Consider the following 12333-nt stretch of genomic DNA (forward strand, 5'->3'; position numbering starts at 1 on the left):
CGATGCGGCGGGGTTCCCGGTTCTTAAGTGGAAAGTGGGTCAAGGGTCGGAATCCCGGCTGGCGCGGCCCGCAGCCGAAGGCGAGGACACGGGCCGGGATGGAGAGGGCGAAGCCCGGCCCTTGACGCACTTGGAACGGCCCAAGCCTCAAGGAGGGGGGGCAGGAGAAGCAAGCGAAGCGCCGCGCAGCCTGCACCCCTGACGACAGAGGGCGACTCGCTCCCCTTCCCAGCGGGAAGGGGCGGGGGGGATGGGAGAGCGTCGGCTTACCTGGGTGGCTTGTTCAACGCGCAGGCGGCGGCCTGCCTTTTTTGCCAAACCTTGCAGCGGTGGCAAACCGATGTGGCCTGTTCTTAGCTTGGGCGGTGGAGCTGCGACCGGGGGCACTATCCGGCCCCCTCTGGGGGCCTCGACATGGGGTGAGGCCGAAGGCCGAGGGGCGTAGCCCCTGGGGATGCCGGGCGGGAGCGCGAAGCGCGGGCGAAGCGCCGAAGGCGCGTAGGAGCCGGCGGGGCGAAGCCCCAAGAGGCGGAGGGGCCTTTCGTGGCGCGCAGAGTTTTCCACAGATTTGCGCCATCTAACTATCGGTTAAATATATAGGTAAAAACCTAAAGGCTACCTATCGGTTTAGGGGGGGGGTGATTTCACGATCCAAGGGGGGGCGATTTCACGAGGGAAACGCCCCAAGGGGGGGGGCGATTTCACGAGGTACGGGGGGGCAATTTCACGTGGATAAGTTGGTCAACTCACAGGCTTGTCCACGTCCTCGATGTACTTCCGACGACCAAAACCGGCCGCTGGCCACCTGTGTGCGAACTATTGACGGTCAATAGTTATGCGCCCGTCTTCTTCCTCGCGCGTAGGGGGGGGCGATTTCACGACAAGCTAGGATTTTCAAGGCTTGAAGGGGATCGGTGGCGGCGAACCCAGCAGCAACAAACCGCCTGTGACCTGCTTCACCTTGGCTTGAGGATAGACCGCCAGAACCTTCCTCAACTGGGGCACGAAAGCATCTTTGAAGTTCTTGTCGGCATCCTTGCCGGTGTATTCCTGGGCGAACTGCTCTCGCAAGGACTTCCAGTGCAGCGTGACGCCCCGGCCCTCGATGCGGTGCAGCCTGTGTGCAAGCCAGGCGTACACGTCCAGGGCCAATGCAGACCCCTTCAAGGCGTGCAGCGCGCGTTTGTCCAACGGCACCGCGCTGTCAATCAGTGAGCTGTAGAAGTGCTCTGACAACACCATCAATCCAGGCCACAAAGCACGCTGGCCAGTGTCCTTGTTGGCCAACCATGCATCGAACTGCTCGACGGCTTGGCCGTTGAACGTCCGGCCCTTGTAGCCGATCTGCAAGCGGCAGGCGGCCAGCGCGTGCATCTGCTTTCGCAAGCTCGCGTAGCGCCGGCCGTCGTCGCCCATACCCATCAGATCTAAAAACTGTGCGGCGCTGTCCCCGATGGGGATCTCCTTAGCCTTATTACGAACGGCATAGGTCGAAACATGAGCTAAGGCGAGGCGCGGCAACGCACCGTAGGGGATAGGCTGTTGCACCGGCCCCTTCCCTTCGTCGAGGTATCCGGCTTGGACATTCACCCAAGCTGCACCGGACTGGCGCATGAACTCGCGGCCGTCGACCTTGGAGCGCGGCAATCCGACTTGGCAGAAGATGGCATGAGTAAACGCCATGTCTTCCGCCAGGTCTGGCGGGTTGCTGAAAATGTCGGTCGCGGCATCCAGTAGCTTGTTCTCCTGGTGCGTGAGGCTTATTGCCTTGCCTTCCTTCTCGGCTTTGCTGTTGCTCATGGCGCTCCTTCCGTAAAAGCGTATAACCGCTTTTAATGATTTCCGTATTTCTGCAAAAGAAGCTCGCGCACTTCGTCTGCGATCTTTGTTCCGCGCATCGCGCATTGCGCCTTGATGGCGCGGTGCAAGCTCTCGGGCACGTCGATAGTGAGACGTTTCATAGCTTCCGGCGCGTCACCACTGCTACGGCTCTCCACCCATGCATCAGCGGCGGCCGGCGCGGGCTTGCTAGTGGGCTTGGTGCCAATCGAAACCTTCTTTGTGCTCATCGTGCGAACTCCATCAGCTCGGCCCTCATGGCCTCGATTTCGGCCGCTGCCGGCCCCTGCCCGTCAATCTCATGTACCGCCCGGCCCTGGGCCGCTGCTTCTGCGAAAACCACTCGCTGGGTGATGCTGGCCACCAGCGCCGGCACCGGGTAGGCAGCCAAGGCTTCCCCTACATCTCGGCCAATCGCCGTATTTGCGATTTTACGATTTACCACAAAGGCAGATTTCAGGTTTTCTTTATATACCCTGGCTTCCTCAATCAGCTTCACTACCTCATCGGCCGCCCAAATGTCGTAGGGCGACGGCTGCACCGGGATAAGCACGACATCGGCGGCCATGATGGCCGACCGGGCAAGGTCGGTTACTCGCGGGGGGCCGTCGATGATGATGTGGTCGTAGCCGTGGCCGATCTGGCCGATTTCCTTGTGGACGGTCGGCCGGGGCAGGCCGACCACAGAGAACAGAGGTTCCCCCTCACGAGCTGCCGCCCAATCCAAGGCACTGCCCTGGGGATCGGCGTCGATCAGCAGCACCCGCGCCCCGGTGCGTGCCAGGCTGGCCGCCAGGTTCACGCTGAGGGTGGTCTTGCCGACCCCGCCTTTCTGGTTCAAAAGTCCGACGATCATGTTTTCATCCTTTCCGCGTTTGCGTAAGTGCGATTTTACGACTAATCGTAAAACATGAAAAGCGGAACAGACGTAAAAAAGCCCGGCAATGCCGGGCCGAGAATAGAAGCCGGGGCGGTCAGTCGTGCTCGCCCTTGAGGATCGCCACAATCCGCTCGAAGGACTCCACCAGCGCGGCCTTCTCACTCTCTCCAATGTCACGATAGCGGCGCAAGGCGCTTTCGATGGAGGTCACAACCGTATCGAGGTTGCGGGCGTTGTCGCTGAAAATCTTGAAGAAGGTCAGCCATGCACGCACCGGGATACCGGATACCTCTTGCTTCTCCGTGGACTTTACGAAGTCATCCAGCAACCCATAGCGGGCAATGCGCCCGAAATTGCCGCCGCCGTCATCTTCGGCACGGTCGGAACACTGGTCAGTTTTGACGGCAGGGTAGGGAGCTTGGTGGGTGGCCGGGGTGATGGAGCCGTTTCCGCCCCGCTCTGCTCGCATGGTCTGCCAGTAGTGATTGCGCAGCTCGGCCGCATAGCGCGCCTCGCCCACGAAGGGCCGTAGAAGCTTCGGACTGCCGGCGACCACGTCACTGAGCACCCACGGATAGACCACGAGCAAATCGGCGTCGGCGCAGGCGTTCGGTGTCACGGTATAGCGAAAGGTCGGCTCGCCTTCCTTGGACAAGGCGAACCAGCCTTTCAGCTCGATCCCCATTATGATGGCTTCTTCATCGGGTGCTTCTGTCACCAGTCGCACATCAGGGAAAGCCTGCGCCTGTCGCTCGAAGCGGTATAGGGCATATTGGCCGTCTGGGTCCCACACCTCGCGCAGACTGTTCAAGCCGTTGACGACGGCGTCCTCGATGGAGGCCCCAAGGGCAGAGTTCAGGGTGAAAATGTCCGTCGCTCGGAAGTCCGAAATACGAAGGGAAGTCCTGAACTCTTCGGGCAGGGCATAGAGCGTCTTGATGACATTCTCGTAAAGCCTGCGATGGGGCCATGAACGATCTGGCCCGCCAGTCTTGACCGGCGGTGTGGGCGATGTGCTAGGCGGCATGTTCTCGTCGTTCCTCCATGTTGGTGAATTCTTCTTCAAGGCGCGACGCGGCCACCTGGAAGTAATCGGGATTGATCTCTGCGGCGAAGGAGCGCCGCCCGGTGTGCAGGGCAGCAATGGATGCCGAGCACAGACCGCCGAAGGGTTCCCAAACAACGTCGCCTGGATCTGTGCACGCAATGATCTGCCGCTTCATAAGGGCCAACGGCTTCTGATTGGCATGCAGGTAGCCCACGCCTGTCCGGATGCGCTCTCGGCCGTGAACGGCTTGCTCCCGCCAAACGTTCGTGATGCCGTGGGTATGAGTCCACTTGGCGCGCATCTTCCCCCACCCCTCTTCGGTAACAGGGCTATGCCCATCGAGGGAGAAGTAAGGGCGCTCGGTCGGGCGGCCGTGCTCGTTGCAGTATTCGGCCATGCGAACGATGGCCTCCGGTGGTGGGAAGTACCACAGGTGACACTGGGTCAGATACTTGCGGGTCGCAGCATTCGCCACACCACAAGCATCATTCGCTTTCGACATGGGTAACCCGCTGCGCAGCCATTCATGCCGCACCCAATCCTTGATGGACAGCATTTGCCCGTTGCTACCAGGTAGCTGGTTCCGCTTCGTGTAGCGCACAGCAACTTCGGTCACAACCGGTGTGCCTCGGATAGTCTTGCTGTTGCAGTTGCCGGCGACGTGGGCAATGCCCTTGTCCCAGATATTGCATTCCTCGTACTGCCACCCGTGCATTTCCAAGACGGGGTGCACCAGCGCCCAGCCGACTTCAGTGCACCAAAACCAAAGCGTGGTATCCGTCTTCGCGTGCGCCGACCAAGCCGCAACATGGGGCGCGTACCACTCGGCGAGGTTGGCCGGCGTCTTGGGTTCGCCTGGGAACTTCCCAAGCCCATAGGGGCCATCCACGATGATGCAGGTAGGCGCAGCCCAACGCGGATAGCAGCTCAACGAGTCATCACGCTCGATGAGTACGCTTCCGGCCTTGGCAACCTTCACACGGCCACCGGTCGATTTGGTCGATCCATCCCGGCCGCGCGTGAAAACTTCCAATCTGTCCGCTGCGCTGGACTTGCGAGTATTAACGGACGACATAGCCCGCCTCCTGTTGTTGTTCCATGGGCCTGCTCGTGCGTGTGACAATGCCATTAGCCATGATTCACCTCTGTAGTAGGTGGGTTGTGGTTAGGCGTGGTCGGTGTGCCACCACCGGCCGCGCCGCCTGAAAAACTCTTCCAGCTCACCGCCATAACCTCTCAAACCTCGCCGGGTTCGTCGCGGTATATCGAACGGTGTGCTGAATATTCCGATGACCTAGATAGTCCTGAATCAGCCGGGTATCTGCGCCCTGGTCGGCCAGGGCATAGCCGCAAGCGTGCCGCAGCATGTGCGGGTGAGCATCGAGCGGCAACCCGGCTAACTCGCCATAGCGGCGGATCGCGGCCCATGCTGTGCGGCGGTTCAGGGGTTGCCGACGCTCCGACACGAAAAAGGCATGGGTATCGGGCGCCATGCGTTCCCGCTGTGCCATCCATGCCTTGATTGCCCGCAGTTCGTCAGCGCGCAGCGGATGTGTCGTCGCCAGCCCCTTCTTGAGCCTTGAAACGTGTAGCACGCGGCTATCGGTATCGACCTGGGAGAGCATCAACCCACAAGCCTCCGACACCCGTAGCCCATGCCGAAACATCAGCAGCAGCAGGCAACGGTCGCGGGCCTCGTTCCGGCTCCCCTTGGTGGCCATCATCAGGCGCTCGACCTCGATCTGTGTCAGGTGCTTCCGTTCGTTCATCGTTTTGTCCAATGTTTGAGGCAAAACAAGCGGCGCAAACCCGCACCGTATATAGAAATCATATCACTGCATGGGACAAAAGGAATCATTTTGTCCCATGCAGTAGCGAAGGCTCGCAAGGCGCCGGCATCCTCATCGGTTGTAGCCAACCGCCTTACAACTACCAGCCCTTTTCTTGCACGGGTCGTGACGGGAAGATGCCCATATCAATTACTCAAGGGCACCATGATGAAGTTATTCGTCGAAATCGACTTGGAGCGGGGAAACGGTGCCGTTCGATGGGAGCGCGTCACACCGCGCAATGTCCGCCGGCTGATGATTGGCCTAGGCAGTAGCGCAGCGACTGTCATCGCAATTGCCACTTGGCTATTCAACCGAGGATGAGCATCAATCCCCACCGACGTAAGTAGTTCCCCACGGATGGTGATACACCGTGCACGGCTTGCCGGTGTGCGGGTTCACCCCGCCCGATACCGCAGGCGCGCCGGTTCCCGGCCACCTGGACATGCCCGCGAAGCCATCACTGAGCCACCACGCGAGCCAGAAGGGAATCCACACGATCAGGCCGCCGAACAACATAGCGGGGATGTGCTGCCATTCGGGCAGTGCCAGCCATACCGACGCCGGCACGGGAAGCCAGAGCATCCAGCGCCGCCCGGCAAACAGCATCCGCCACGCCTTCGCCCTCATCGCGCCTGCTCCTCGATAACCAGCACAACGTAGCTGGCTGTGTTCTTGTCGTCCTGCATATGAACGACCCGAAAGCCCTTTTCGTAAATCTGGCGGATCGTCACCTTGCCGATGTGCTCGCAGTGCAGAACGGAATCTGCGCCCCGGAACGGGCCGATGCAAACGCCGCCGCGCAAGGGCGCGCCGCCATCAGCGGCAACCACGTTTGCCGCCACAACGGTCAGGAGGCCAGCCAGCAGCGCTTTTCTCATGTCGGCAGCTTCCCGATGGTGCACCGTACCTCGTCGATCTCCATGACGAGGCCGGCCATGTTGCCCTGCGTGCGCCGGGTCTGAATGTCCGCCATGCGGCAGAAGGTGCGCGCCAGGCGCACCACTTCCGAGTCAAACCCGCCGGCAGGCACGATGCCGGAACCCACCAACATTTGACCGTTTTTGCACTGCGCGCGGATGAAGTCGCCCGCTGCCGACAGCTTGCGGGCGTTCTGTGACGCGCTGCCCAGGTCGCACACGGAATCATCGGTTTGACCGCCGACCAGGGAGGCCGCGCCGGCCGGTTCAATTGCGCCAATCAACAGGCTGGCCAACACGGCCCCCCCTCGCCTGATTGCTGTTTTTCTGCCCATCGTCACGCCGTCTTTCTCAATGAGAAAGCCATATTGTGACTTAAACACGGCTGACGTAAAAGCGGCACATCGGGAGACTGGTTTGCATGTCTCCCGCCGCTCAACCTCCCGCACAAACCGCGCATTCCGCGCGGGCCGTGCTCGCGGCCAACATGATCCGATTACGCCGGGAAAGAGGCTGGTCACAAGAAGCGCTCGCCTTCGAGTGCGGCCTACATCGCACCTTCGTTGCGCACTGCGAGCGCCAAGTCAGAAACATCTCCCTGGACAATCTGGAGCGCATCGCCAACGCCTTTGGCGTGCCGGTCTATACCCTGCTGATGCCGACAGGAAGTTGAAGCACTTTCGCGCGCGAAAGCGCGGCTGTTTTCCTTGCGCAGCAAGGGTTTTAAGCCGGTGCGGCCCGTTCGGTGTCGCCGCGATGTGTCTTCGGTGTCGCCGCGCTAAAAGCCTTGCAGCACAAGGCTTTTAGCGAAGCAACGGGAGTTGCGTGGTGTGTGACAAGTTTTCCGGGGGTGCGGGGCCATCCCGCAAGCCAGCATCGCCCGCTGTTCCCCCTTGCCCGGCTCTAGTGGATGAGTCCGGCCATTCACCGCAAACGGCGCTGACGGACAAACCATGCCTGCATGTGCGAATGCAGTTTTTCGCGCCCGGCATCGTCCAGGCCGCCCGCCAGGAAAAACGAGAAAAACCGACCGACGGCCATCCGGGCCGCTGACGGCAATTTGTCGAACATCGCCAGCTCGGCCGCATGATCGGGATGGGCTACCGCCGCCAGAAAACAGCCCACCAGCATCGCCGCCTCTGGCGGCTGCGATTCGAGCAAATCCAGCACGCCGGCCACCTCGGGTGGCCAGTCGGTTTTACCGCACATGGCGATGCAGGATGCGGTAGCACTGCACCGCCTCATCGTGGGTGATGTCGCCTCGGATCAGCAGCGCCTGAACCGCCAAATCGTCCGCGCTCATGGCCAGTCCCTCCAAGGCCAGCGAGGCATGCACCTGGTCGAAATCGGCGCGGCGCTGCTCCTGGCGGGCGTGGTCGTTTTCAGCTTGGCCATACAGCCGGCGCGCCAGTGGCGCATAGCGCGAAATCGCCGCCTCGATGCCGGCGCTGTCGCGCGGGTCGAGATCGTCCCGCTCCCCGGCCAGCGCCGACTTCATCGCCCCGGCCACGCGCAAAACCGCCTCATTCGGCTGCGCCTGCTCGCGCTCGCGTCCCATGATTTCGGCGTAGTGGGCAATCAACGCCCCGATCACATCACACGCCACTTCGTAGCGCACGCCGGCCCGGTCAAAGAGGCCCGCCGAAGGCGCAGAATCAGTCGGCGCAGCGGCCTGGCTGACGCGCAGCACATCCGCCATTTGCCGCAAACCGGCGCGCACGTCGGCAGGTTCGCCATCGGCCAACACCTGGCGCAGATAGTCGGCGGCAAATCGGGGTTCGGCCTGAAACATGCCGGCCATCGCTTCGTTGTGGTCACGGTCTTTCATCGGTTTTTCGTTCCTTGGTGGTGAGGGCTTCGAGTTGCCCCGCCAGGCGCGCGGCCTGCTCGCGCGCCTCGGCGGCCACCTTGCGGGCTTCGTCGCGTTCTGCTTGCACCTGCCGGGCTTCCTGCGCGGCAGCGGCTCGGGCTTCTTCGTTGGCCTGTGCCGCCTTGGCGGCCTGCTGCTCGATCTGCTCGACGCGGGCCTCTGCACGGGCCACCCGTTCAGCGCATGCCTCCAGTTTGGCGGCCAGCACGGCGGCCTGCTGTTCGGCGGCGGTGCGGCCCTGCTGCGCATCGGCCAGCGCGGCGCGTAGGCGCTCGATCTCGGCGGCCTGCTCGGTCTGCCGTTCGGCCTGTGCCTCGATCTTGAGGCGGGCCGTGGCCAGCTCCACCCGCGCCGATTCGGCGGCCTGTTGCTCGCGCTCGATGCGCTGCGCCTGGTCGGCCAAGTCGGCGGCTTGCTGCTCGGCCTTGCCCGCCAGAGTGTCACGCTCGCGGGTGAGTTCTGCCACCTGCTCGGCCAGAGCATCGCGCTCGGCCTCGATCACCTCACCAGCGGCAGCCAGCTCGACGGCCTCGCCCTGGGCCTGCACCAAGCGGCCCTCGATCTCGGCGCGGGCTTGGGCGGCTGCGCGCTCGATCTCGGCGGCAATAGCAGCCGTCAATGCCTGAGGCAGTTCCGGCGCAGCGGCAGCCGCCACCGGGCGAGCCTCGCGCCAGGCAGTCAGATGTTTGTGAACGGTATTCGGACTGCCGGTGCCCAAACGCTCGCGGATCGCGCGGATAGTCGGCTGTTGCCCTTCGCCAACCAGCGCATCAGCGGCGGCGGCGACCTGCTCAAACGTGATGCCTTCTCGTGCCATGATCGTTGCTCCTTCCGTACCGTATCGGTGTAACTCGTATCAATACAGATATGATACGAAATACAGATACGATATGCAAGCGATATTTTTGCCATCCATCGTCGTGTGACGGATCGCCTACGCCAGGCCAAGGGGCAAAACAGGGGTCGTCTCAGAAAACGGAGAATAAAGCACGTTAAGCCGATGGCATTGGTCGCAGCGGTCTGAACTTACCTGCGCCGATCTTGGCGCTGCTGCGCCACAGGTAATCGCCGGTCAGGTTGATGTGCTCCCAGCCCAGCGGCGACAGGTACTGCAACAGGGCGTCATCGACAGCGTGGCCATGCCCACGCAAGGCGTTCGCCGCCCGCTCCAGATAGACCGTGTTCCACAACACGATGGCGGCCGTCAACAGGTTGAGGCCGCTGGCCCGGTAGCGTTGCTGCTCGAAACTGCGGTCGCGTATTTCGCCCAGGCGGTTGAAGAACACGGCACGGGCCAGCGCGTTTCGGGCCTCGCCCTTGTTCAGCCCGGCATGCACGCGGCGGCGCAGCTCGACGCTCACCGAGTTCAGCGACGACCTGACCGACTTCGACTACGAGGGCTGGTTCCTCAACATGGTCGGGATGTACTGAGGGTGCCGGTCCACGCAAGACCGTCGACGTTCAGCCGTCCACGGTCTCCTCGCCGCCATCCTTGGACAGCTCTTCGGCCCGGCGCTCATCCAGGTGGCGCTGCAGGCGGGCCACGTCTTCGGGCGACCAGTCGTCGATGCCGGTGACTTCCAGCCAGGCGTTGATGTAGTGCGATGGCGCGTAGACGTGGCCGAAACCCATTGGTGCGCTCATCGACAGCGAAGTATCCATTGCCATCTGCATCATCGTCACGACCGGATACCAGCGCATCGCCGGGGATACGTCCGGCGGGCGCGGGGCATCGAGCAGTTCCGGTTCGCGGAAGAAGCCGTGACGGTCGAAGAACGTCACCGCGTCGCTGCCGTACTGCAGGTAGACCACGCGCATCGGGCCCCACGGCGTGCCGGGCGGGGTGGAGCTGCCGTCCTGGTTCATGAAGCGGACGAACGAGCCGTCCTGGAACTGCGGCAGCCACACCGGCGAACCGGGATTGCGCGAGCGGGTCAGCCCGGCCCACTTGCTGGCGGCGAACGGAGGTCCGCTCCAGACCGCGCCATCGAATGGTTCGCCGAGCAGCTCGAACATCTCGAACGAGCGTTCCGAATTGAGCGCGCCCAGGCTCAGGCCGTGCAGGTACAGCTTCGGCCGCCGCTCGGGCGGCAGCGTGCGCCAGTAGCCGTAGACCTCGCGGAACAGTGCGCGCGCGGTGACCCCGCCTGTGTCCGGATCCAGGAACAGCGTCAGCGGACTGGACAGGTACGAGTACTGCACCGCGACGCTGGCCACATCGCCGCGGTAGAGATATTCGATGCCGTCGATGCCGGACGGGTCGACCCAACCGGTGCCGGTCGGAGTGATGATGATCAGCGCCTTGCGCTCGAAGCCGCCGACGCGCTTGAGTTCTTCCAGCGCCAGCTGGGCGCGCTCTTCGGGCGTGTCGCCGGTGGGCAGGCCCGCGTACACGCGCAGCGGCGCCTTGGCGCCGGGACCGGCGTAGGCGGCGAGTTCGTCGGCGGTGGGGCGGGCATCGACGTAGCGCCGGCCCATGCGCCCGAGCTGGTTCCAGGCCACTAGCGACTGCGCGCTGCCGGGGCTGTCCCATTCGGTCGGCGGCGGCATGTCGGGCGGGATCAGTGCATCGGCCTGGCGATAGGAGGCGTCCAGGGTGTCCAGCAACGAGGACAGGATCACGCCGTTGACCAGGCCCACCAGCAGCAGCACGCCGGCGATCGCACCGACCACGTGCGCGATCCGTCGCGGCACCTTGCGGGTGACCAGGCGCATCACCGCCTTGATGATCATCAGCGCGATGCGGCCCAGCACGACCAGCAGCAGCGCCACGACCGCCGCACCCGCGAGTACGCCCAGGATGCGCGATGGACCGGCGGGAGCCAGGTGCATCAGTTCGCGGACGATGTTTTCCCAATGCTGGCTGCGCCAAAGCGCGAGCGCGGCGATGACCGCGCAGGCGACGACCGCGATACGGCGGCGACGCGGCTGTCCCGCCGGCCCGGGGAGCGGCAGCTCCAGGTATCCCCACAGCCAGCGCAGCAGCACGCCCAGGCCGTAGCCGGCGGCCAGGCACATGCCCGACAGCACCGCCTGCGCGACCGTGATCCGTGGCGTGAGGCTGGGCGTGAGCGAGGCGGCGAAGAACAACGTCCCCAGCACGAGCCCGGTATTGCCAAGGCGCGCCAGCAGCGAACGCCGGAGCCGGGTGAACCAGCCATCGGATGTAGTACCGGAAGCGAGTGCAGCGTCGTCGTCCTGTCGCATCAAGTATCCCCTGCGAGTGGTCCCCTTGGGCCAATATACCGGACACGGATAGGCGTTTTAACCGCATGAGGCCAACCGCACCACCTACGAATATGACGGCCACGACCGCCGGGTGAAGCTGCGCTACCCGCACCCCACCACGGTTGGCACCTCATCGACCACCGACTACGAGCAATTCACCTACAACGCCGTCGGCAGCCTCACGAGCCACCGAAAGCGCAGCGGCGAAACCATCACGCTCGCCTACGACAACCTGCACCGCCTGACCAGCCGCAGCTACCCCACGGCCGCCGACAACGTCGCCTTCGCCTACGACCTGCTGGGCCGTCGTACCCAGGCCAAGTACGCCGACAACAGCCACACCATCAACTACGTCTGGGACGGCTCACCAACACCACGGCCGGTGGCAAGAGGCTCGCCTACCACTACGATTCGGCGGCCAATGCAATCGGCTTAACGTGCTTTATTTTCCGTTTTCTGAGACGACCCCAAACAGGCCATTTAGCGCGATTTTGGCCGTTGGGGTAGGGGATACCGTCGGCGGCAGTACAAACGGCCCGCCACGGCCCGGAAAACGCGGCCAACGGGCAGGATCAGCCGGTATGCCTGCCCTCGATGCGGCGGGGTTCCCGGTTCTTAAGTGGAAAGTGGGTCAAGGGTCGGAATCCCGGCTGGCGCGGCCCGCAGCCGAAGGCGAGGACACGGGCCGGGATGGAGAGGGCGAAGCCCGGCCCTTGACG

15 protein-coding genes and 1 pseudogene are annotated in these 12333 nt (G+C 63.3%); 2 read left to right on the forward strand and 14 right to left on the reverse strand.

Annotation, left to right across the window (positions count from 1 at the left end; all coding sequences use genetic code 11):
* Positions 1-894: 894 nt before the first annotated feature.
* From F7R19_RS28635 to F7R19_RS28675, 9 genes are all read right to left on the reverse strand, one after another.
* Positions 895-1800: a replication protein RepA gene (locus tag F7R19_RS28635; protein ID WP_020651363.1), complete on the reverse strand. Its 906-nt coding sequence runs from the start codon at positions 1798-1800 to the stop codon at positions 895-897.
* Between the two features lie 32 nt (positions 1801-1832).
* A complete protein-coding gene (locus tag F7R19_RS28640; RefSeq protein WP_083931147.1) occupies positions 1833-2069 on the reverse strand; it encodes a plasmid partition protein ParG in 237 nt (78 codons plus the stop codon).
* A complete protein-coding gene (gene parA / locus F7R19_RS28645; RefSeq protein WP_020651362.1) occupies positions 2066-2695 on the reverse strand; it encodes a ParA family partition ATPase in 630 nt (209 codons plus the stop codon). Before parA ends, F7R19_RS28640 begins: the two co-directional genes overlap by 4 nt.
* Positions 2696-2813: 118 nt before the next feature.
* A complete protein-coding gene (locus F7R19_RS28650; protein WP_105772953.1) occupies positions 2814-3746 on the reverse strand; it encodes a hypothetical protein in 933 nt (310 codons plus the stop codon).
* Positions 3736-4842, reverse strand: coding sequence for a DNA methyltransferase (locus F7R19_RS28655; protein WP_105772952.1), 1107 nt, complete (start codon positions 4840-4842; stop codon positions 3736-3738). Before F7R19_RS28655 ends, F7R19_RS28650 begins: the two co-directional genes overlap by 11 nt.
* Before the next feature lie 145 nt (positions 4843-4987).
* On the reverse strand, positions 4988-5536 hold the full coding sequence (locus F7R19_RS28660; protein WP_105772951.1) for a tyrosine-type recombinase/integrase: 549 nt from the start codon (positions 5534-5536) through the stop codon (positions 4988-4990).
* A gap of 387 nt (positions 5537-5923) precedes the next feature.
* A complete protein-coding gene (locus F7R19_RS28665; protein WP_105794836.1) occupies positions 5924-6205 on the reverse strand; it encodes a hypothetical protein in 282 nt (93 codons plus the stop codon).
* Positions 6206-6222: 17 nt separating this feature from the next.
* A complete protein-coding gene (locus F7R19_RS28670; protein ID WP_105772950.1) occupies positions 6223-6477 on the reverse strand; it encodes a hypothetical protein in 255 nt (84 codons plus the stop codon).
* The gene (locus tag F7R19_RS28675; protein ID WP_223506460.1) at positions 6474-6815 is read right to left on the reverse strand and encodes a hypothetical protein; all 342 of its coding nucleotides are present in this window, start codon (positions 6813-6815) and stop codon (positions 6474-6476) included. The genes F7R19_RS28670 and F7R19_RS28675 overlap by 4 nt, the downstream gene beginning before the upstream one ends.
* Before the next feature lie 122 nt (positions 6816-6937).
* Between F7R19_RS28675 and F7R19_RS28680 the strand changes: the two genes are divergently transcribed.
* Positions 6938-7189, forward strand: a complete 252-nt coding sequence (locus F7R19_RS28680) for a helix-turn-helix domain-containing protein (RefSeq protein ID WP_105772949.1) — start codon at positions 6938-6940, stop codon at positions 7187-7189.
* Positions 7190-7440: 251 nt separating this feature from the next.
* Here F7R19_RS28680 and F7R19_RS28685 read toward each other — a convergent pair whose 3' ends face one another.
* The 5 genes and pseudogenes from F7R19_RS28685 to F7R19_RS28705 all read right to left on the reverse strand — a co-directional run bounded on the left by F7R19_RS28685 (position 7441) and on the right by F7R19_RS28705 (position 11593).
* Positions 7441-7695, reverse strand: coding sequence for a hypothetical protein (locus tag F7R19_RS28685; protein ID WP_150982901.1), 255 nt, complete (start codon positions 7693-7695; stop codon positions 7441-7443).
* A 19-nt stretch (positions 7696-7714) separates the two neighbouring features.
* A complete protein-coding gene (locus F7R19_RS30390) occupies positions 7715-8344 on the reverse strand; it encodes an antitoxin VbhA family protein (RefSeq protein ID WP_181155081.1) in 630 nt (209 codons plus the stop codon).
* On the reverse strand, positions 8331-9203 hold the full coding sequence (locus tag F7R19_RS28695; RefSeq protein ID WP_034033204.1) for a DNA-binding protein: 873 nt from the start codon (positions 9201-9203) through the stop codon (positions 8331-8333). Before F7R19_RS28695 ends, F7R19_RS30390 begins: the two co-directional genes overlap by 14 nt.
* A gap of 175 nt (positions 9204-9378) precedes the next feature.
* Positions 9379-9744 (reverse strand): annotated as a pseudogene (locus F7R19_RS28700) (Tn3 family transposase); the annotation flags it as partial.
* 103 nt (positions 9745-9847) lie between these two features.
* Complete coding sequence (locus F7R19_RS28705) at positions 9848-11593, reverse strand: alpha/beta hydrolase (RefSeq protein WP_079862784.1); 1746 nt, start codon at positions 11591-11593, stop codon at positions 9848-9850.
* A gap of 112 nt (positions 11594-11705) precedes the next feature.
* Here F7R19_RS28705 and F7R19_RS28710 point away from each other — a divergent pair, with 112 nt between their 5' ends.
* Positions 11706-12050 carry an RHS repeat domain-containing protein gene (locus F7R19_RS28710; protein ID WP_150982902.1) on the forward strand — a complete coding sequence of 115 codons (345 nt, stop codon included), beginning with the start codon at positions 11706-11708 and terminating at the stop codon, positions 12048-12050.
* Positions 12051-12333 lie beyond the last annotated feature (283 nt).

The organism is Cupriavidus pauculus, from assembly GCF_008801835.1.
Taxonomy (GTDB): domain Bacteria; phylum Pseudomonadota; class Gammaproteobacteria; order Burkholderiales; family Burkholderiaceae; genus Cupriavidus; species Cupriavidus pauculus.